A 21,206-nucleotide genomic window follows, 5' to 3' on the forward strand; every position below is an offset into this window, starting at 1 on the left:
AATTGGAGACAGGTTACTAAACATGGTCCGTGCGGGCACGGCCGTGCGACCACATTTGCCTACAGGAATATTGCCAAAGCACAGGCCGACGTTACCCCGGTGTCTCCCAAAGGCGACCGACGTCGTTTAGCAACCCGGCATGGCCAGCCGATCACACGCAGCCAAGCATGGCAGCGTCTAACGTGCGGTCTTGCGACCGCGCAAAAACCAACGCGCGTTAGTTCGATGCTCCGCAGCGATACGCCGTGGAAGCGCCAATGCGGTCGATGCAGTCACGGCGAAGGGGTCTCGCGGCTCCGGCGCATTTACGGCGAGCCCATCTTCAGCGACCCGGTGTACTCCGCGCGATCATCCCAATAACGGCGCCGGCGGATCCAGCGCGACGCCGGCATTGCTGGCGACGGCCTGTGCCCAGGCCAGGACCTTGTCGATCTCGTCTGCATGGAGGGCCGCACCATCGCTGCGATCGCGATCGCGATCCGCGGCTTGATATGCCGTGCCGTCCTTGGCGTTGCGGCCGAAAGCCTTGCTGCGCGCCAACGAGTCGATCGTAGCGGCATCGGCCGACGCTCGGAACATCTCGCAGATCGACGCCAAGCACTCTCGTGGTGCAGCAAGGAGCGTTTCGCTCTGCAGCGATCGGACCCGCCCGGGAAATCGCACCGTCAGCCCTGCAAACAGATCGGCCTGCGCAATCCAGCCCACCGCAGCCACCTGAAGATCGGTCAGACGAAAATAGTCTTCCGCCGTAAAACCCAGATTGACGATCCCGTCGGCGCGTTGCTTGGCGAGCAGCTCACGAACCCATAGCCGTCCCCACATGCCTTTTCGCGCGATCGACGTGAGATAGCCGTGCAACGGCGCATAAAGCAGAATGGCGCGCGCATTGGGGCGCATCGCGAGCATGGCGGGAGCCAGCGCATTGACGACGTTGGATGGCTTTATCACCACCGCCTCACCTGGCACGAACGCGCGCGACAACAGCGTCAACGCAGTATCCAGCACGTCGCCGATACGCGCAGGATCGCCGCCGCGGTGCCGCCAGCCGACCAAGTCGTTCAGGATGACGGGCTCCTTCAGCGTCGAGGCGACCCCGACATGATCGAGCGCCTGCGCCAACAACGTCGAACAACAATAGGCGGAATGAAAGACGAAGTGGACCGGGTCGGCCCGCGCCACGGCGTCGCGCGCGATCCGTCGCGAGACGATCCAGGGCTGCGTTGCCGATGGCAGGTGCTCGTCGGTCAGGAACGTCGCCGCCGCCCGCACCGCCCGGTCCGCATCGATCAGGTGGACGGCGTCGTGACCCGGATCATATCGGTGTGCCAACCAGCGGGGATCGGCGATTTCGGCCGCATCCGGCGCAGCGTTTCGGGCGGCAAGCAGGGGAAAATAGGGCGGAATGCTCATCGCAAGGGTGATCGCATATCGCAGGCGTCATCGCCACGGCGAAGACCGCCGCCAACCGGTCAATTTCCGATTGTATGCCGCTACAAAACGATCATGATGCGTGTTCGGAACTAGCCTGGGGGTAGGGCAATGATGAGGCGAACGATCATCGGTTTGGCGCTTTTGGGAATGACCGGCGCGGTTGCGGCACAACAGCCTGCGCCGACACAGGGTGCCAATGTCCCGCCCAAGGCCGAACGCAAAGTCTGCAAGCGCTCGGCGCCCGCGGGATCGTTGATCGAGACACGGCGCGAATGCCACACGCGCGAGGAATGGGGTCGGATCGCACAGGCTGCGCGCGCCAGCGGTCAGGATATCGTTGATCGCGCCGCCACCGGCGGTCAGCGTCAATAATACGCGCCGGCGATGACGACCAATAGCGCCGAACGGGCGCTGGAATCATTGCTGCGCGAGGCGGATCACGCGCAACGCGCTGGAGATCGCGCGCGCGCAAACACTGCGTTTCGCCAAATCTTGTCGGTTGCACCCGATCATCCTGTTGCCTTGAACGCGCTGGGGATGGCAGCGCTCGGCCACGACGATCGCGCCGCCGCGGCGTATTTCGTGCGCGCGGCGGATGCCGACCCGACTGCAGCGCCCCTCTGGATGAACCTGGCGAGCGCGCATCGCGGACTTGGCGATGCCGATGCGGAACGCGCCGCTTTGGAACGGGCGCTGGCGACGGATCAGCGCAACCTGATGGCCAACGTCCGCATCGCCGAGTTGTTCGAGCGGATCGGCGATACGTCGGCGGCGGCGTTTCGCTGGGGCGGGGTGGCGACAATCGCCAGATCGATACCTGATCGTGCACCAGCGCTCGACCAGTTGCTAACCCGCGCGATGGAGCGGATTGCGGTCCTGACCCAGGCCCTATCCGATGACGTCGACGTCGCGATGCAACCGCTGCGCAACACCGTTGATGCAGAACAGCGACGTCGGTTCGATGCATGCGTCGATGCCATGCTGGGCCGTCGCAGGATTTATGCCCCCGCCCCGCATGGGTTGCATTTCCCGTTCCTGCCGGCCGACGAGTTCTTCGCCCGCGAACATTTCGCCTGGCTCACCGATCTCGAAGCTGCAACGCCTGCGATCCTGGCGGAACTGGAAGCGCTGCTGTCGGCGCCGACGCCGGCATTCACGCCCTATGTCAGCATCACGCCGGGTACACCCGCCAATCTATGGAGCGCGCTCGATCGTTCGGAGAAGTGGAGCGTCCAGTACCTCTGGCGCTACGGCGTACGCAACGATGCGGTCTGTGCACGCTGCCCACAGACCGCGGCAATTCTGGACACGCTCCCATTGTCGGATATCGCAGGACGCGCACCGACCGCTTTCTTCTCGATCCTGAAACCGGGAACACATTTGCCGCCGCATACCGGGGTCAGCAACATCCGCTCAATCGTGCATTTGCCCCTGATCGTACCCGACAAGTGCGGTTTTCGCGTTGGTGGCGAGATCCGCGAATGGCGCGTGGGCGAGGCGTTCGTGTTCGACGATACGATCGAGCACGAGGCGTGGAACGAGAGCGATGCGATCCGCGCGGTCCTGATCGTCGACGTTTGGAACCCTTATCTTACCGACGATGAGCGGACGATGGTGCGTCATCTTTTCGAAGCGCTCGGATCCCGGTTGGGGGACAACAGCCAAATTTCCGATTGAGCGAGCGGAAATGGCGAATGTCTCCGCTCGCCATCCGGGCGTCCACCTAATCCGCTTGGCAAACTATCAATCAGCTGCTTGCTTTGCTCGGATGTTCGCCCAGATCGCTTGATGTTCCGCCTGAGCGTACATGTACCGCGCACGCGCGGGTGAATGGCGCGCCATTTCGTCCTGCAATCGAGGAAACATCGCGTAGACCTGCCGCGCGCGCTCCTCGCGTTGCCGCTTCATGGTCAGCGTAGCGCCGTCGGACGCCAGCCCATAGTCCGGCGCCGATGGCACGACGCCTTGATACGCCGCAAACAGGCTGGACGTAGCCCCCGCCGCACCGTTGGGGCCCGTCACGATGAACTGCGCGGAAGACGCACTTCCGCAAAATAACAGCCCAAGAATCATGATCGTCTTCATCACTGGTCTCCTCAGGCGATCAACGGACAAATCGATATTCAGTTTCGGTGCGTTCGTCGATGAAGACTGCACAATATAAGATCCGGTCGACACCAACGCATGCTTGAAATTATCCGGTTGTGAGAGACCTATGCCGGGGAATTGGTCCCTTATCCCGTACATCAGCCAGTATCGATTGGCGCGCCTTGATACGTATCGATCGCCTCGAAGATGCCGGTCAATGCCGCGCGCTCGTCGAGCGTCAACTCGGGACGCCAGACTTCGAACAACAACACGACGCGCGTCTCCTGGCCGCGATTCCAGGCCTCATGTTCAAATGAATCATCGAAGATCAGCATCTCGCCCTGGCGCCAGTGCCGAGTTTCGGCACCGACCCGCAGTCCGCACCCCTCGGGCGCGATCAGCGGGAGGTGACAGATAAGGCGCGTGTTGAGCATGCCATGATGCGGGCGAATATGCGTACCGGGCTTGAGCCGCGAGAAGATCGCCATTGGCGAACGTCCTGCGATCACCGGGATCGGCGCGTGCGCCAATGCTGCCATCGTCTGCGGGCACGCCGACGCGTTGGGTTCGACCGGCACGCCGTTTTGCCACAGCTGGAATGCGCTCCAACTCGGATCGTCGAGCAACGGGTTCGCTGGCGCAGGACGGTCGGGCGTGGACTGCACATAGGGCGCAAAGCCGCGGTCGGTTGCGAGTGCCCGGTCAAGCTCGCCACATATTGCGGCGGTCGCAGCCTCGATCGTCGCAACCCAGCCGAACTCCTCACGCTCGAAGAATGCGCGCTGCGCCAGCCCGGGAAAATAGAACATCGATGGCTGTTGCAGATAGAGTTCGGTCCGTCCCGCTAGAAGGTCGAGCGCCTGCTGCGTTCGCGGGCTGTGCCCCCCTCCCCCGCGACGCGTTCCGGCGAGGATCTGATCGAGATGCGCGGTGAACCGTTTTGCGACCTCTGCCAGGAAGCTTTCGCCGGTCCGCAACATCGGGACCAGCATCGGCGGGATCGCCGTCCCTGGTTGCGCCGCAACGTTGAGCGCGGTGCGGTAGAACGATTGCGCGGCGCGATCGTCGCCGCGCCGAACCTTGAGCGCGGCCATCGTCAACAGCGCGGCCAGATGACGAGGTTCGGTGCCGAGAAACTTCACGAGCGCGTCATCCGCCTCGACGTCCCGTCCGAGCGCCTGCGCGGCCTGCGCAATCAGGAACCACGGTGCCGGAACCCCGGGCGCGCCATCCTTCAAGAGCAGCAAAGTGTCATACGCCCTTGCCGCATTACCGTTGCGGAGCGTCGCCATGCCCTCGCGAGCGAGGGTTTCGGCTTGGATCTTGGTCAGGGGCATGGCGGCTCGTTTTATGGTTGGCAGCACCGTAGCGGTTCGGTCGCGTGAGGACTATCGCGATCCGAACCGCGATCGATGCGACTCGAGGGCGACTTGGCAAGGCCGGACCGCGAACCGACCGCTTGGGCGGTGACCCCGGTTCGACGAACGCCGCTGCCCACGGTCGCCGTGCGCACCTCGACAGCGCCGCCACGGCACACCACATCCTGGTCAACGGAGTGCCGCCATGACCAGCTATCGCAAGACAGAAGACGCCGTCGCCGCGCTGACGCCGGAACAATACCGCGTCACGCAGGAGAACGCGACCGAGCGCCCCGGTTCCGGCGCGCTCCTGCACGTCAAGGACGCGGGGATCTATGTCGACATCGTGTCGGGCGAGCCGTTGTTCGCCAGCACCGACAAATATGAATCCGGTTGCGGCTGGCCCAGCTTCACCCGACCGATCGAGCCCGCCAACGTCACGGCCAAACGCGACTGGTCGATGCTGATCCCCCGTACCGAGGTGCGCTCGGCGCATGGCGACAGTCATCTGGGCCATGTCTTCAAGGACGGCCCGCGCAGTCGCGGTGGCTTGCGTTACTGCATCAATTCGGCGGCACTGCGTTTCGTCCCGCGGGCCGAGATGGCCGCCAAAGGCTATGCCGCGTATCTCGATCAGGTCGAGGATGTGCCGGCCAAAACCGAGCGCGCGGTCCTCGCCGGCGGATGCTTCTGGGGCATGCAGGATCTGATCCGTGCGCAGCCCGGTGTCGTCTCGACGCGTGTCGGCTATTCCGGCGGGGAGGTCGCCAACGCGACGTATCGCCATCACGGCAACCATGCCGAGGCGATCGAGATCGTCTTCGATCCGGCGCGCACCGACTTCCGGACTCTGCTCGAATTCTTCTTCCAGATCCACGATCCGACCACGGTCAACCGGCAGGGCAATGATCGCGGTGCCAGCTACCGGTCCGCGATCTTCTATACCGACGACGCCCAGAAGGTGGTGGCGCAGGATACGATCGCCGATGTCGAGGCGTCGGGGCTATGGCCCGGCAAGGTCGTGACCGAACTCTCGCCGGTGGGCGATTTCTGGGAGGCCGAGCCCGAGCATCAGGACTATCTCGAGCGCAAGCCGAATGGCTATACCTGCCATTTCGTCCGCCCGAACTGGAAGCTGCCGCGGCGCGCCGAAGCGGCGTAAGTCACGTCAGTTTACGTCGCGACGCCATGCCGACAGCGTCATGATTGCCAGGGATGGCGGTGTCCATGTCGCAATGAGCGCTCGTCGCGGGTTCGCCAAGGCTACCGGGTTGATATCCTCAAAACGTATAGGCGAGCCCTAGCGTCCCTAGCCACTGGTCGCGCGATCCGGCGATGGCGACGAGCGGGCTGTGCGCGATCGAGCCTGCCATGCGACCATAGGTGCCGCCGGCGACCAGCTTGACGCCGTGCAGCAGGTCGCCGGTGAGCGAATAGCTGCCGACTGCGCCGAGAGTCCAGTTCTTGAGGCCGCCGCCGGCGGTATAAACGGGGAGGCCACTTGTCGCGCTCTGCGCTGCGGACACGCCGTAATTGGTATGCGCATAGCCGCGTTCGACGATGTCGGCGGAGGCGAACAGGCCGATCGCGGCCTTGCGCGACAGCGGCGTGACATAGGTGATGCCGGGGCTCCAGATGCCGCTGTCGTGAACGCCGCTGACGTCGTGGCGATAGCCGAGCGTGACCGACAGCGTGTCGTACGGGCTGGTCAGCACGCCGGTCTTGCCGAGACCGACATAGCCGCCGAGTTCGACCGCGACGCCAAGTTTGCCGAGTGCGCGGACGCGGCGGTCGTCGATGCTGCCGAGCGTGCTGCGGTTGAAGTTGAGCTGCGCGATCGGTCCGGCTTGCACGTCCCAGACCGGGCCCGGCGCGTTCTTGATCAGATCGACGCTCAACTGGTTGCCGGCCAGGACGAAGCCATAGCCCTTGATCGCCCCGATCGCGGCGGGTGCGGGGGTGATCCGATAGTCGTTCGAGCCTTCGTAATCGGGGAGTGCTGCGACCCCGACACCGACGGTCACGGTATCGCGGTACGGATCGGCGGGTGCGTCCTGCGCATGGGCGGGTAGCGTGGTGAACGCCGCCAATGTGCTGCCGAGGATGAGCGACAGAGTTCGGATATAGGGCATGAGAAGGTCCTTGGTCGAAATGTAATCGGCGCGGCGAGCGGTCAGCCGCCGAGCGCGCGGTGGAGCTGGATGTGCGCGAGCGCGGTGGCGACGCGCTGGCGAACGACGGCCAACTCCGCGGACAAAGCCGCTTGGCGGGCGTCGAGCAGCGGCGAGGCCGCTATGTCGCCGCGGGCGTAGCGGGCCTCGACCATCGCCACCGTCCGGCGACGCGACGCGAGGTCGCGGTCGAACAGGCTGGTGCGGTCAGCGGCGGCGCGGCTCGCCGACAGCGCGTCGTCGACTTCACGCCAGGCGTTGAGAACGGTCTGGCGGTACGCGAGCGCGGCGCTGCGTTCCTCCGAGCGGCGCAGGTTGAGTTGCCGCTGCAATCGGCCGCCGGAGAAGATCGGGAGAGACAGGCTCGGCCCGATGCTCGTGCTGCGCGCGTTCCAGCCGAAATCGGCGAGGTTCAGCACGTCGATATCGAACAGGCCAGTCAGGCTGATCTTGGGATAGAAATCGGCGTGCGCGACTCCGATCTGCGCGGTTGCTGCGTGAAGCCTTGCTTCGGCTTCGACGATGTCGGGACGTGTGCGGGCAACCTCGGAGGGCACGCGCACCGCCGCCGCCGGAAGCGGGCTTTGCGGCCGCAGCGTCGTGCGATCGAACGGGGCGGTATCGGGCGTGCCACCGACCAGTATCGCCAGCGCGCGCTGTGTCGTGGCCGCCTGGTGGTCGAGCTCGACGATATCGCCGTGCAGCGCCCGTAACTTCTCCTCGGTCGCCGCGACATCGATCGGGGTGGCGAGACCGCGGGTCAGCAGCGCGCGCGTGATCGTGGCGTTGCGCTCGGCGAGTGCGACCCCGTCCTGTGCGATGCGGCGCTCGTCCGACAGGCCGCGCAGTTGAAAATAGGTGCGCGCGACCTCGGCCTCGACCGACAGGCGCACGCCGCGTGCGGCGGCTTCGATGGCCTCGACCGAGGCCTGCGCCGCTTCGGCGTGGCGACGATGGCTGCCCCAGAGATCGAGTTCCCAACTCGCGCCGACGCCCGCGCTGTAGAGATCGAAGTCGACGCCCTTGGGCGGGGTCGTCGTCGGGGTGACGCCGAGCAGCGTCTGCGTCACCGAGGCGATACCCGCGGTGCCGATGCGCTCGCGGCTGTACCCGGCCTGACCCTCGACCTGCGGCGCACCGGCAGCACGAGCCTGGCCGCGCTCGATCCGCGCGGCGGTGATCCGTTCGATCACTGCGGCGATATCGAGGTTGGCCGAACCTGCGCGTGCCTCCAGCGCGTCGAGCACCGGATCGTCGAAGCTGCGCCACCAGCGCGCATCGGTGCTAGCCGAGACCGGGGCCGCACTCTGCCAGACCGGCGGCAGGATCGCTGCGGGCGGCGCAAAGTTCGGGCCAACCGTACAGCTCGCCAGCGCGACGGCGAGCAGCAGCGGCGCCCACGAGCGTTTCTGATCATGCATTGTCGTGGTCCTTCTTCGGAAGGCCGGATGTGCGATCGAAGGCGAGCGCGTAGAGCGCGGGGAGGGCGACCAGCGTGAGGATCGTCGCGCCGATCAGCCCGCCGATCATCACGATCGCCATCGGGCCCCAGAAGATGTTGAAGCAGAGCGGAATGAACGCGAGCACTGCCGCCAGCGCGGTCAGCACGACCGGCCGCGAGCGACCGATCGTCGCGGCGACGATCGCCGCATGCAGATCCATGCCCTCGGCTTGGTTATGCGTCACCTGATCGACCAGGATGATCGAATTGCGCATGATCATTCCGGCGAGCGCGATCAGCCCGAGCAGCGCGACGAACCCGAACGGCGCGCCGGTCAGCACCAGCGCCACCACCGCGCCGATCACCCCAAGTGGTGCGGTCGCCAGCACCAGAAGCGTCCGGCCGATGCTCTGCAACTGGATCATCAGCAGCAGAAGCATCACCGCGAAGGTGATCGGCACCAGCGCATAGATCGCGGCGACGCGCGCGGCGGCGGCGTCGACGACTTCGCCGGCCTGGACGTCGCCGGTCATGTCCGCCTGCACGGTTATGCAGAGCGCGCCGTTGCGCGTCCAGACGATCGGCTGCTCCGTAGTCGCGCCGATCCGCGCGACCTGACCGAGCGGGACCGGACCGCCGGGCGTGCTCACCGCCATGTCGGCGAGCCGCCCCGGATCGCTGCGATCCGCCGCCGTGCCGCGTACGACCATGCCGATCCGCTTGGTCCCGCGGAGTACATCACCGGCCGGCTGGCCCGACAGCATCGTCGCGACCTCGCCCGCCAACCGCGCCCGATCGAGCCCGAGCCGCGCGACCCGATCGGGGTCGAGGTCGAGCCGCACCGCGACCGACGGCGTCCCCCAGTCCGCCTGGACCGCGGTCGTGCCGGGCGTGGCGCGCAGCACCGCCTCAAGCCGCGCGGCGATGGTCCGCAAAATCTCCGGATCGGGCCCGATCACCCGGTATTGCACGGGGAAACCAGCACTCGGCCCGAGCGACAGGCGGCGGATATGGAGCTTGGCCTCGGGCGACGCGTGGTTCGCGAGCAGCCGAGCGATGACGCGTTCACGCGCGTGCAGGTCGGTTGCGACCAGCACCATCGTCGCGGTCGCCGGGTCGGGCAGCGAGGGGCCGTAGGGGAGATAGAAGCGCGGCGAGCCCTGGCCGATATAGCTGTCGATCTGTGCGATATCGCGATCGTTCGCGATGCTCGCCTCGATCCGCTTCACCGCCGCCGAGGTCGCGGACAGCGACGCGCCGGGCCGCAGACTGACGTCGACGATGATCTCGGGGCGGTCGGAGATCGGGAAGAATTGCTGGCGGACCAGCATTGCGCCCGCCAAGCTTGCCGCCAGCAGCGCCGCCGTGAGCGCGACCACGGTCTTGCGCCGCGCCATGCACGCATCAACCAGCTTGCGCAGCCGCCGGTACACCGGCGTATCGTACATCGCGTCCGCATCGTGGTGTGTGCGAGCCTCAGGCAGCAGCCGCACGCCCAGATACGGCGTGAACACGACCGCGACGACCCAGCTCACCAGCAGCGCCGACCCGGTCACCCAGAAGATGCCGCCAGCATATTCGCTGGTCGTCGATTGCGCGAACCCGACCGGCAGGAAGCCGACGATCGTCAGCAGCGTCCCCGTCAGCATCGGGAACGCGGTGTGCGTCCAGGCATAGGCCGCGGCATCGGCCCGGCTCGCGCCCTTTTCGAGCTGGACCACCATCGCCTCGACGCTGATGATCGCATCGTCGACCAGCAGCCCGAGCGACAGGATCAGCGCGCCGAGCGAGATCCGCTCGAGCCCGATCCCGCTCGCGCCCATGAACAATGCGACGATCGCGAGCGTCAGCGGCACCGACAGCGCGACCACTACGCCGGTTCGCCAGCCGAGCGTGACAAACGCGACCAGCAGAACGACCGTCAGCGCGCAAAAGAACTTGATCAGGAACGCGTCGACCGCCTCGCGGATGTTCTGGCTCTGGTCCTGAACCTGCGTCATCGTCACGCCCGCGGGCAGCGTCCGGCCGAACGCGGCGGCGGCCTCCGACAATTGCTTGCCGAAACCGAGCCCGTCGGCCCCCGGCGCCATCGCGATCGCCAGCACCACCGCGGGCTTGGCGGCGTGGTGGACCAGACCGTCGGGGGGATCGGCATAGCCGTTGCCGACCGTGCCGATGTCGCCGACCCTGATCGTCCCGTCCGCGCCGGGGACGGCGGTATTCTCGACCGTATCGACGCCGTCGACCGCGCCGCCGATCCGCACGGGGACGCGCATCGACCGCTCGACAATGCCCGCCGGCGCGACGCTGCTGCGCTTCGCCAGCGCCTGCACGACCGCGTCGGGTGACAGACCCATCGCGGCGAGCCGGCGCGAGTCGACATCGACGAACAGCCGGCGCGGCACTTCGCCGGTGATCTGCACCTTGCCTGCGCCGGGCACGCGCAGCATCGCGTCGCGCGCCTGCTCAGCCAGTGCAACCAGCCGCGCATTGTCCGCGCCGGTCAGCGTGAACACATAACCATAGACGTCGGCATAGTCGTCATCGGCGGCAACCGTTGCTCCCGCCGGCAGACCCGGCTCGAGATCCTTCAACTGCTTGCGCACCTGTTGCCAGACGACAGGGACCCGGTCTTTCGGCGCGCCGTCCTTCAACGACACGCGGATCGCGCAGCGACCATCGACGCAATAGGTCTGGAGGAAATCGAGGTCTTCGGTGGCGCGCAGCCGGCGCTCGATCGGGTCGGCGACCTGCGTGCGCATCTGCGTCGGCGTCGCGCCGGGCCAGGACGCCGCGACGATCATTTCCTTCAGCGTAAAGGTCGGATCCTCGTCGCGGCCGAGCGCGAAGAATTGCACGGTACCGGCGGCGAACAGCAACGCGATCAGGAAGCCGACGAGCGCGGGATGGCGGATCGCCCAGCGCGACAGGTTGAGGCGGTCCATCGCTCAGTTGCCGCCTGGGACGACGCTGGCCATGACGACGCGCTGCCCTTCCGACAGCGTGTCGCCGCCGCTCACGACGATCCGCTGGCCATCGGGCAGGCCGGAGACGATCGCGTCATCGCCGCGTAGTTCGACGAGGTGCACCGGCTGGCGGTGGACGCGGTCGCCAACCGTCGACAAAGACCAGACATGCGGCTGGCTGCCCTGCGCGCCGAGCGCGGTCAGCGGCACGCGGATCGTCGCCTTGGGATCAGGCATCCGCAGCGTGACCGTCGCCGAACTGTTGAACGGGATCCGCGAAACGTCGCCGAGCACGCTGAACCGCCCGGTCCGCAGCCGAAGCGTACCGTCCGCCGCTGGCCCGACCAGCCGCAGTCGTGCTTCGGCAATCGTGTCGGGCGCGGACCAGAAGCTTGCATCCGCCATCGTGCCGCTACTCAGCCGGATGCGTTCGGGCAGGCGGACCTCGATTTCCGCACCGCCTGCGGCCAACCGGACGACGACGCTGCCCGCGTCGACCACGGTACCGGAGTCGACGGCGCGCTCCGTGACGACGCCGTCCTCGGGCGCGACCAGCACTGCGTCGGCGAGCGTGGCGCGGCTGTGCTCGAACGCCGCGCGGGCAGCCTCACGCTTGGCCGTCGCGGCACTGGCAGTCAGTGCACGGTCGCGGACCTCGGCGGCCGACAGCGCACCGATCCCGTCGAGCCCGGCCGAGCGTCGTGCCGCGTCGCTTGCCCGCGTCGCCTCGGCGGTCGCGGCGGCGAGTTCGGCGCGGGCCTGCCTGGTATCGGCGATCGCTTCGGTGCGCGACAGGCGGGCGAGGACCTGCCCGGCGCGGACGTGATCGCCGACCTGCACGCTCAACGCCAGCACGCGTCCGCCGGTCTTGAACCCGAGCGCGATATCGCGGCGCGGGCGCAGACGCCCTCGAACGACGCTGTCTGGCCGCCGGCGTAATGGATCGTGACGACATCGACCAGCGTGGCGTCGGATCGGGGTGAGGCGACCGGCTCGGAGGAGCAGCCGGCGCACGCTAACAGGGTTAGACCGGCCGCAATGAGCTCGGTCGTCGAGTGGAAAGTCTTCGGCATCGTCGCGTCCCGTTGGTGAACGCGGTCGCCCTGAAGGTCCGGGCCGATCCTGGCCTGCCGATCCTCGAAACCGACCGGTCATTTTCGAAAACGACCGGTCATCACGCCTGGAAACCGGTGAGGTCAGCCCTCCAGATGCCGCCGTCGGAATGCGCTAGGCGTTTCGCCGAGGCGGTCCTTGAACACGCGGTTGAACATCACGAGGCTGCCGAACCCCGCATCCATCGCGATCGTCAGGATCGGTACGTCCGCCTGCGCCGGGTCGGCGAGCGCGCTGCGGACTTCGGCGATCCTGTGTTCGTTGAGATAGTCGCTGACGTTGCGATAGCCGAGCCCGCCATTGATATGCCGCCGTACGCGATATTCCGGCGTGTCGACGCGCGCGGCGATTCCGCCGATCGTCAGATCGGGGTCGCGATAGGCACGGTCTTCGGTCATCATCCGGGCGAGCGAGCGCTCAAGCGTCGCGTCGAGCGGCTCCGGGACAGTGGCAGTCACCGGCACCTCGCCACCAACGGGGCCTGCAACCGCACTCGGAAAAATCTCCGGGTGGCGCAACCCGAACAGCAGCGCGGTGATCACGAACGCCCCCATGAACAGCCCGGCAGCGGAAGCCATTCCCGACACCGCGAGCTCGCCCGTCGCACGGCCAACGATCTCGCTCCCAAGCAGCCACAGGATGATCAGCCCGATCGACACGACGAAGATCGACCGGGCCTGCCGCCGTGCCTCGACCAGATCGCCCTGCCGGTTGCGCCACGCCAGCCACTGCGCATGGATCGCAAACGCCATGCCCGCCGCGTAAATCAGGACGTCCAGCCCCTCGATTGGCGCGGCCAGTCCACGGCCCTGCAGGCTGGCGTACGTCGTGCAACATAGGAACGCCGCGGCCAGCGCCAGATCGATCGGCTTCGGCTGAAACGCATCGTCGAACCACGCGCGCGCGAACAGCCAGAATAACGGGATCGCCGCGCTCGAACTCAGATCGAGCAGCGGATCGAACGCGGTCGGCGCGTGCGGCAACCCGGCCAGCGTACCGATTACCGTACACAGGGTGAGCGCCAGCCCGAACCGGCTCGGCAACGACGCCGGTGCCCGCGCGAACACCACCGCAGCCAGCAGCAACAGCCCGATCGCTCCACCGCGGAACAGCGTGTCCAGCTGCGCGATCGCGTCTGACGCGGGAGAGAGAAGGTCGATCATTACCGGCGGAAACCATGATGCTGCCGGCATGTCTAGCAGGACCGTTGGTACGGCCGGTGCCTGCGGAAACGGGGCATCGGGCGGGAGCCACCGGTACCGCTGGTCGACAACGGTATCGGTACCGGTAAAAGAGGGTCCAAAGACCAGCACCCAAAGGGTTGGAGTTCAAGAAGGAGCACAGGATGCCCATCGAGCAGGCAGGACGAACCGTATCGCGCCAGCAACGACCGATCGGCCCAAGTCGATGACCCCTCGTAAGGCGTATCTCGGCGAACTGATCTCGGAGGCGATCGCGATCTTCATTGTGATGACGTTCGGTCTGTCGGTCGCCGCGATGTACACGCTCTACGATCCCAGTCCGTACAAGACCGCCTATTGGGGAGTCTGCATGACCTGGGGGATGGCGGTGTCGATCTCGATTTACGTCACCGGCGCGGTCTCGGGGACGCATGCCAATCCGGGCGTGACGCTGGCGCTCGCGCTGTACCGCGGTTTTCCCTGGAGGAAGGTGCTGCCCTATTGGTGCGCGCAGCTCGTCGGCGCGTTCCTCGGCGCGGCGCTGGTCTATGCGCTCTATTACAACGTTATCGATCACTTCAACGCGACGCAGCACATGACCCGCGCCGGTGGCGGTGCAGCCGGCGTATTCTTCACCGCGCCGGGTGTCGCGGTGACGACGATGAAGGGCTTTATCGACGAAATCATCCTCACGGCGATCCTGGTCTTCGGCATCTTCGCGATCACCGACGAGTTCAACACGATGGCACCACAAGCGAACTTCGGCGCCATCGTAATCGGCCTGCTCGTCGCGGTAATCGGCGCATCGATGGGGTATCTGGAAGCCTGGGCGATCAACCCCGCGCGCGATCTCGGACCGCGTACCTTTGCCTGGTTGATGGGATGGGACGCATCCGCGTTGCCGGGCGTGGGCAACTATTGGTGGGCGCCGATCGCCGGGCCGTTGATTGGCGCAGCAATCGGCGGCGGCGCGCAACATCTGTTGATCCGGCCGTTCCTGCCACGCGACACGTCGATCGCAGGGTCCCAATGACGAGCGCGCCGTTTCGACGCCCGCCGATACGACCGAAGGAGAGTGAAGCGTGACCGACACCATTATCCTGGCCATCGATCAGGGTACGACTTCGACCCGCAGCATGACGTTCGGCAGCGACGGCGTGCCGCGCCAGACGGTACGCCGGGAATTCGCCCAGCATTATCCGCAGTCCGGCTGGGTCGAGCACGACCCCGAGGATATCTGGCGCGATACCGTCGCGACGCTCAAGCAGGCGGCCGAGGCAGACGGCGGCAAGGTCGCCGCGATCGGTATCACCAACCAGCGCGAGACGGTGGTCGTTTGGGATCGCAAAACCGGCGAGCCCGTCCACAACGCGATCGTCTGGCAGGACCGCCGCACCGCCAAGCTCTGCGCGCAACTCAAGGCCGACGGTAACGAACCGCTCGTGCGCGCGCGGACCGGGCTGATCCTCGACCCGTATTTCTCGGGCACGAAGCTCAAATGGATCCTCGACACGGTCGACGGCGTCCGCGACCGCGCCAATCGCGGCGAACTCGCCTTCGGGACGATCGACAGCTTCCTGCTGTGGCGGCTGACCGGCGGCAAGGTCCACGCGACCGATGCGTCCAACGCCTCGCGCACCTTGCTGTTCGACATCCATAAGGGCGCTTGGGACCCGGACATGCTGCGGATGCTCGACATTCCCGAAAGCCTGCTGCCCGAGGTCAAGAACAACAGCACGATCTTCGGCGAAACCACGCCGGACCTGCTTGGGACGTCCGTCCCGATTGGCGGGATGGCGGGCGACCAGCAAGCAGCCGTCGTCGGCCAGGCCTGCTTCCAGCGTGGCGATGCAAAATCGACCTACGGCACCGGCTGCTTCGTGCTGCTCAATACCGGCAAGGAGGCTGTCACAAGCAAGAACGGCATGCTCACCACCATCGCCTATCAGCTCGACGGCGAGATCACCTATGCGCTGGAGGGCTCGATCTTCGTCGCGGGGGCGGCGGTGAAGTGGTTGCGCGACGGACTGGGTCTGATCAATCAGGCAGCCGATACCAACGACATGGCGACCAAGCTCGACGGCAATGGCGGCGTCTACATGGTGCCCGCATTCGTCGGTCTGGGCGCACCGCACTGGGACCCCGACGCGCGCGCGAGCATCACCGGTCTCACCTTTGCCGCGACCGGGTCGCACATCGCCCGCGCCGCGCTGGAATCGGTCGCCTACCAGACCGCCGACCTGATGAACGCGATGGTCGCGGATGGCGCGCGCGATGCCCGCCAGATTCGCGTCGATGGCGGGATGGCGGCTAACGACTGGTTCTGCCAGTTCCTCGCCGACATGCTCGCCACCGATGTGGTCCGGCCCGCAAACATCGAGACGACGGCGGCCGGGGCAGCGTTTCTCGCCGGCATGGCGGTGGGAATCTGGAACGGCCCCGACGATATCGCCGCCGCCTGGCAGGAAGACCGCGTGTTCAACCCGACAATGACCGGCGAGGCGCGGACAACGCTTATGCAGGGGTGGCAGGACGCGGTCGACCGGACCAGTTCCAGGGCAAAGTCCTAACTGGTCACACCGCGAGGCTTGGTCGACGGCGCTGTAAAATCCCCGCTCGACCGCTAAAGGCGATAGCGGGATCAGGCATTTGGTGAACACATGGCGCGCAAGCATTCGAGACACGGCCCCTATGACGATGGGGAGCGCGGCGAGGAGGCTCCGGCCGCCCCGATCCCCTGCTGGCTGTGTGGCAGGCCGACCGGCAAGATCATCGTCTGGCATCATCCCGTTCCCAAGAGCCGGGGCGGTCGCGATGTCGTTCCGATGCATCCGATCTGCCAACAGACGCTGACTGCCAATTTCACCAATTCCGAACTGCAGCGCCACGCGATGGATGTCGAAAGCCTCCTCGCGAACGGCGCGGTGCGCAAGTTCGTCGATTGGGTGGCGAACAAGGATCCGGACTTCACCGCGACCACGACGAAGAAACAGCGCTGACGATCGTTTCGACGCCGTAGCGTACGCGCGAGGCGTCGCGCCGATAGACCCCGCCTGATAAGACGAGGTTGTTACGACGACCGAAGGGAAACATACTGCCATTGGAGTTCCGGCCCAGCGCGTTGATCAAGGCGAATGCGGACAGCCTGCGCCAGACGGTCCGCGTGATCGTTGCGACTGCAGCAGCGTTTGCGGCGTACAAGACGCTCGGCCTGCACGAGGGCTATTGGGCGGTGTTCACCGTGCTGATCGTGATGCAGGCGTCGATCGGGGGAACGCTCGGCGCGGCGACTGATCGGTTACTGGGGACCTTGCTGGGCGCGGTGCTAGGCGGCATCGGCGCGGCGCTCGGGCGGACCGATACGCTCGAACTCGGGCTGGTGCTCGTTACCGTTACTGGCATCGCGGCGCTCGTTGCGTCGGTCCGGCCGCGGCTGCGGATCGCGCCGGTCACCGCTGCGATCATGTTGCTCAGCGCGCCGCCGGGCTCTTCGGTGGAGATCTTCGTGCGCGACCGCATCATCGAGATCGGTCTGGGCGGCATGATCGGTGTGCTGGCGGCGATGCTGATCCTGCCGGCACGCTCGCACGGCGTGGTGATCGCACGCACGCTGGCCGTGCTGAGCCATATCGAACGGATGCTGCGCGCGCAGGCCGACGCGCTGACCACCGGGCTGGCGCTGCCCTCGTCGCCCGAACACGCCGCGCTGCGTCATGCGCTGGCCGCAGTCGAGCTGGCGATGAAGGATGCCGACCGCGAGCGGGCGTCGCGTCTCGCGGATCACGGTATCCCCGCCGCCGTCCCGCGCACGCTGTGGCGGATCCGCAACGACCTGGTGCTGAGCGGTCGCGCGCTCGACGAGCCGCTCCCCCCGGCGGCGATGGCAGCGCTCGCCAAGCCATCGGCGGCGATGCTGACCGCGCATGCCGCGCTGGCAGCCCGGTGTTCGGAGGCGCTACGCATGCGCGGAAAAGTCGATCGGGGCGACGTCGAAGTCTGTTATCGCATGTTCGGTACCGCGCTCGATCTGTTCCGCCGGAGCGACGCCGCGGCGACCCTGGATTTCGACGCATCGGGCCGCGTGTTCGGGCTCGCCTTTGCTGCGGGTCGGCTCCACCGCGACCTGCTCGACCTCGCCGGTCGCGTCGACGAGATCGCGCCGACAAAGGTGCTTGCTGCCGACCCAAGCTGACCGCGCGGCTTTGACGCTGGCCGCGCGCGCGGTACGGGTGGCGATGACCGACACCCTATCGACGCCAGACCTCGCCGCCGAACTGGTCGCGCTGCTCGACCTCGAACAGCTCGATACCGACCTGTTCCGCGGACCCCAGCGACCCGGGGCAACCGCGCGCGTCTTCGGCGGGCAGGTCGTGGCACAGGCGCTGATGGCGGCGCAGCGATCGGTCGACGCACCCGCCGTGGCGCACAGCATGCACGCCTATTTCCTGCGCGCCGGCACCGAGACGCAACCGATCATCTTCCGGGTCGAGCGCGACTTCGACGGCAAGTCGTTCGCGAACCGCCGCGTCACCGCAAGCCAGAACGGCGCGACGATCCTGACGCTGGCCGCATCGTTCCAGCGGCCGGAAGCCGGGCTGGAACATGCGATCGCGATGCCCGATCTGCCGCCGCCGGAGGAACTGCGCTCGCTCGACGTACTCGCTGGCGACTATGCGGGTATCTCGGCGGAAGCCGTCGCGTTCCTCGGCCAGCCGTCCGCCTTCGATATCCGGCCCTGCGGCGTGCCAGCGTTCCTCCAGACCGAACCCGGCACACCCGTATCCCATGTCTGGATTCGGTTCCGGGGCAGCGCACCGACCGATTCCGCGATGCGCCGGGGCGTGCTCGCCTATCTATCGGACTACGCGCTGCTCAGTGCGTCGCTGATCCCGCACGGCGTCACAATGTTCGAGCACAGCATGCAGACCGCGAGTCTCGATCACGCGATGTGGTTCCACGAGGACGTGCCGCTCGACGACTGGCTCCTGTACACCAGCGAGAGCCCGTGGTCCGGGCATGGTCGCGGCATCGCCCGCGGCGTGTTCCATAGCCGCGACGGGCGGGCGGTCGCGCATGTGACGCAGGAAGGGTTGATCCGGATGCGGCCAGACCTCGCGCCTCGCACCACGATCCCGCATATGCCCTGACCAACTCGGCCCCGATCGATCCGCGCTGAATCAGCTCAACGCGGAAATCCATGTTGACAGCACATTTGTACGGACATTAATGCTATCTCGCGCCAGTGAAGCTGGTCCCAGGATGTCGCGCCGCGGAAGACGGACGATCCCGATCTCGAGAGGATGTCTGTATGCGTCATTCGTACGCCGTATCGCTGTGCGCGTTGCTCGCGGTACTGCCATCGGTAGCCCGGGCGCAGACCGCGTCTCCGCTCGATACCGATCCGTCGTACCAGACGATGCTGGCGCTGATCGACGAGATGGTCGAGAACAAGCTGGTCAGCCGCGAGCGTGCCGATACGCTGATCGCCAATGCCAAGGCGAAAGCCGGCCGTGCGCTTGCTGCGAATGCCCCGTCACCAGCGGCCCCGCGACTGGCAGCCCCGCCAACGGCAGCCCCGGTACTGCCGCCGACGCGCGTGCAGGTCGCCAACCAGACGGCCGATCCCGGCGCGAAGATCGCCCCCGTGCCGGTCGGCAACGCACAGGTCGTGAACGCCGGCGGGGTCGCGCTGCCCGCCGATCTCGCGGTCGACTGGAGCCGGGGTGCCCCCGTGTTCAGCAGCCGTGACGGAAAGTTCACCTTCAAGATGCGCGGGCGGTTGCTGGCTGATATCTCCTCGACCGGCGGGTCCGATTTCGACCGTCGCAACATCACCGTCTCGACGCTGCGCCAGTTCCGCGTCGGCGCGATCGGCACGATCGGCGATCACCTGTTCTATCAGTTCGAGACCGATTTTCGCCGCAACGCGACCGAGGTCGTGCAGGCGTTCGTCGGTTACCGCCAGAAGTTCGGCAAGACCGACGCCGACGTCCGGTTCGGCAATCTCATCACCGATCGCGGCATCGACATCGGCACCGCGTCGACCGCCAATCCGTTCATCACGACGAACATCAACACCACCGCGCTCGCGACGCAGGGCGGCAAGGTGTTCCTGATGGGCGCGGTCGGCCGTGCGGGCGGCAAGAACTGGCATGCGAGCCTCGGCGTTCACGGTGATGCGATCGACAGCGATTTCACGCGCAGCGACAACCGCATGTTCCTGGGCCGCGCGCACTGGAACCCGATCCTCACCAAGCATGGCCTGATCCACATCGGCGGCTGGGCGTATAGCGAAAACATTCCCGACACGACGCTGCCGACCACGTTCGCGCAGGGCATGGCGGGGGCGCTCAACAACAGCGTCCGCGTCGAGTCCGCGGCGCTGACCGGGGCGGACGGATCGAAGGCGTTCGGGCTCGAACTCGGCGGCAAGCTCGGGCCGTTCTACGCCTTCGGCGAATATGGTCAGCGGACCGTGCACGGCGGCCCGACCTCGACCTTCCGCAGCGGCAAGATCAAGGCCTTGTCGGTCAATGGCGGGTTCTGGATCACCGGCGAGACGCCGACCTATTCTGCGCGCAGCGGCACCTATGTCGCGCCGAACGTCCTGAACTCGGTACTTGATGGCGGCTGGGGCGCGCTGGAAGCGGTAGTGCGCTACGAGGATCTCGACAGCTCGAGCCTGCCCCTCGGCGGCACCGGTACGGCGGGCACGCTCGGGCTGAACTGGTCGCTGACGAACAATTTCCGGTTCATGGCGGACTATACCCATTTCCGTACCGACAACCGCACCGGCAGTTTCGTCGGGCGCGATAGCGGCGACACGTTCGCGGCAAGGGCCGAAGTGGCGTTCTGACGCCAAGCCGCTACTCGCTTCGACTTGCCAACGTACCATAAGTTCGATAATGTCCGTACAAAGCGATAAGGAGGATGTATGAGCCTTTCGGCTATCAAAATTGGCGAGCAGCGCTACCGCGCGAGCTATGGCCGCTATCTCGAGGATTTCGTCGTCGGCGACATTTACGAGCATCGCCCCGGGCGGACGATCACCGACGCGGACAACATCCAGTTCTCGTTGATGACGATGAACGCGCACCCGATGCACTGCGATGCGCAATATGCGGCGAAGAGCGAATTCGGGCGGCTGCTGGTCAATAGCGGACTGACGCTAGCGATCGTGCTCGGCATGACCGTCAACGACGTGAGCGGCAAGTCGCCCGCCAATCTCGGCTGGACCGAGATCAAGCTGACGCATCCGGTATTCGGCGGCGACACGCTGACTGCGGAAACCGAGGTGCTCGAGATCCGCGAGTCCAAGTCGCGGCCGACGCAGGGGATCGTCACGACCCGCACCCGCGCGTTCAACCAGGACGCCAAGCAGATCATGGAGTTCACGCGCAACTCGCTGGTCTACAAGCGCGGTGAATCTCCCGACGACAAATAGCCCGACCGATCGA

General features: G+C 66.3%; 19 protein-coding genes. 10 read left to right on the top strand and 9 right to left on the bottom strand.

What is annotated here, in order from left to right; all coding sequences use genetic code 11:
• Positions 1 to 348: 348 nt before the first annotated feature.
• The gene (locus U1763_RS08940; RefSeq protein WP_243643247.1) at positions 349 to 1,410 is read right to left on the bottom strand and encodes a hypothetical protein; all 1,062 of its coding nucleotides are present in this window, start codon (positions 1,408 to 1,410) and stop codon (positions 349 to 351) included.
• Positions 1,411 to 1,542: 132 nt separating this feature from the next.
• Between U1763_RS08940 and U1763_RS08945 the strand changes: the two genes are divergently transcribed.
• Together U1763_RS08945 and U1763_RS08950 are read left to right on the top strand one after the other, a co-directional pair.
• On the top strand, positions 1,543 to 1,803 hold the full coding sequence (locus tag U1763_RS08945) for a hypothetical protein (RefSeq protein ID WP_132736574.1): 261 nt from the start codon (positions 1,543 to 1,545) through the stop codon (positions 1,801 to 1,803).
• 12 nt (positions 1,804 to 1,815) lie between these two features.
• On the top strand, positions 1,816 to 3,108 hold the full coding sequence (locus U1763_RS08950) for an aspartyl/asparaginyl beta-hydroxylase domain-containing protein (RefSeq protein ID WP_332754913.1): 1,293 nt from the start codon (positions 1,816 to 1,818) through the stop codon (positions 3,106 to 3,108).
• Between the two features lie 66 nt (positions 3,109 to 3,174).
• Here the strand turns inward: U1763_RS08950 and U1763_RS08955 are convergent, their stop codons facing one another.
• Complete coding sequence (locus U1763_RS08955) at positions 3,175 to 3,516, bottom strand: hypothetical protein (protein WP_332754914.1); 342 nt, start codon at positions 3,514 to 3,516, stop codon at positions 3,175 to 3,177.
• Between the two features lie 161 nt (positions 3,517 to 3,677).
• Positions 3,678 to 4,856: an aspartyl/asparaginyl beta-hydroxylase domain-containing protein gene (locus U1763_RS08960; protein WP_332754915.1), complete on the bottom strand. Its 1,179-nt coding sequence runs from the start codon at positions 4,854 to 4,856 to the stop codon at positions 3,678 to 3,680.
• Between the two features lie 226 nt (positions 4,857 to 5,082).
• On the opposite strand from U1763_RS08960, the gene U1763_RS08965 reads away from it, so the two are divergent.
• Complete coding sequence (locus U1763_RS08965) at positions 5,083 to 6,039, top strand: bifunctional methionine sulfoxide reductase B/A protein (RefSeq protein WP_332754916.1); 957 nt, start codon at positions 5,083 to 5,085, stop codon at positions 6,037 to 6,039.
• A gap of 118 nt (positions 6,040 to 6,157) precedes the next feature.
• Here the strand turns inward: U1763_RS08965 and U1763_RS08970 are convergent, their stop codons facing one another.
• From U1763_RS08970 to U1763_RS08995, 6 genes are all read right to left on the bottom strand, one after another.
• The gene (locus U1763_RS08970) at positions 6,158 to 7,009 is read right to left on the bottom strand and encodes a MipA/OmpV family protein (protein WP_332754917.1); all 852 of its coding nucleotides are present in this window, start codon (positions 7,007 to 7,009) and stop codon (positions 6,158 to 6,160) included.
• Positions 7,010 to 7,050: 41 nt separating this feature from the next.
• A complete protein-coding gene (locus U1763_RS08975; RefSeq protein ID WP_332754918.1) occupies positions 7,051 to 8,469 on the bottom strand; it encodes an efflux transporter outer membrane subunit in 1,419 nt (472 codons plus the stop codon).
• Positions 8,462 to 11,434, bottom strand: coding sequence for an efflux RND transporter permease subunit (locus U1763_RS08980; RefSeq protein WP_332754919.1), 2,973 nt, complete (start codon positions 11,432 to 11,434; stop codon positions 8,462 to 8,464). The genes U1763_RS08975 and U1763_RS08980 overlap by 8 nt, the downstream gene beginning before the upstream one ends.
• Before the next feature lie 3 nt (positions 11,435 to 11,437).
• On the bottom strand, positions 11,438 to 12,310 hold the full coding sequence (locus U1763_RS08985; protein WP_332754920.1) for an efflux RND transporter periplasmic adaptor subunit: 873 nt from the start codon (positions 12,308 to 12,310) through the stop codon (positions 11,438 to 11,440).
• Positions 12,298 to 12,528, bottom strand: a complete 231-nt coding sequence (locus U1763_RS08990; RefSeq protein ID WP_332754921.1) for a hypothetical protein — start codon at positions 12,526 to 12,528, stop codon at positions 12,298 to 12,300. Before U1763_RS08990 ends, U1763_RS08985 begins: the two co-directional genes overlap by 13 nt.
• 123 nt (positions 12,529 to 12,651) lie before the next feature.
• Positions 12,652 to 13,731 (bottom strand): AraC family transcriptional regulator, encoded by a 1,080-nt coding sequence (locus U1763_RS08995; RefSeq protein ID WP_332754922.1) that lies wholly within the window; start codon positions 13,729 to 13,731, stop codon positions 12,652 to 12,654.
• A 244-nt stretch (positions 13,732 to 13,975) separates the two neighbouring features.
• Here U1763_RS08995 and U1763_RS09000 point away from each other — a divergent pair, with 244 nt between their 5' ends.
• From U1763_RS09000 to U1763_RS09030, 7 genes are all read left to right on the top strand, one after another.
• Entirely contained in the window at positions 13,976 to 14,782 is an 807-nt protein-coding gene (locus U1763_RS09000; RefSeq protein WP_332754923.1) for an MIP/aquaporin family protein, read from the top strand.
• Positions 14,783 to 14,831: 49 nt separating this feature from the next.
• Positions 14,832 to 16,319, top strand: coding sequence for a glycerol kinase GlpK (glpK, locus tag U1763_RS09005; RefSeq protein WP_132895639.1), 1,488 nt, complete (start codon positions 14,832 to 14,834; stop codon positions 16,317 to 16,319).
• 90 nt (positions 16,320 to 16,409) lie between these two features.
• Entirely contained in the window at positions 16,410 to 16,748 is a 339-nt protein-coding gene (locus tag U1763_RS09010; RefSeq protein ID WP_132736626.1) for a hypothetical protein, read from the top strand.
• Positions 16,749 to 16,849: 101 nt separating this feature from the next.
• Positions 16,850 to 17,941 carry an FUSC family protein gene (locus U1763_RS09015; protein ID WP_332754924.1) on the top strand — a complete coding sequence of 364 codons (1,092 nt, stop codon included), beginning with the start codon at positions 16,850 to 16,852 and terminating at the stop codon, positions 17,939 to 17,941.
• The gene (locus U1763_RS09020) at positions 17,922 to 18,896 is read left to right on the top strand and encodes an acyl-CoA thioesterase (protein ID WP_332754925.1); all 975 of its coding nucleotides are present in this window, start codon (positions 17,922 to 17,924) and stop codon (positions 18,894 to 18,896) included. The genes U1763_RS09015 and U1763_RS09020 overlap by 20 nt, the downstream gene beginning before the upstream one ends.
• A gap of 161 nt (positions 18,897 to 19,057) precedes the next feature.
• Positions 19,058 to 20,605, top strand: coding sequence for an OprO/OprP family phosphate-selective porin (locus U1763_RS09025; protein WP_332754926.1), 1,548 nt, complete (start codon positions 19,058 to 19,060; stop codon positions 20,603 to 20,605).
• 78 nt (positions 20,606 to 20,683) lie between these two features.
• Positions 20,684 to 21,193 (top strand): MaoC family dehydratase, encoded by a 510-nt coding sequence (locus tag U1763_RS09030; protein ID WP_332754927.1) that lies wholly within the window; start codon positions 20,684 to 20,686, stop codon positions 21,191 to 21,193.
• Positions 21,194 to 21,206: the final 13 nt, after the last annotated feature.

This window comes from Sphingomonas sorbitolis (assembly GCF_036663875.1).
Lineage (GTDB): Bacteria > Pseudomonadota > Alphaproteobacteria > Sphingomonadales > Sphingomonadaceae > Sphingomonas.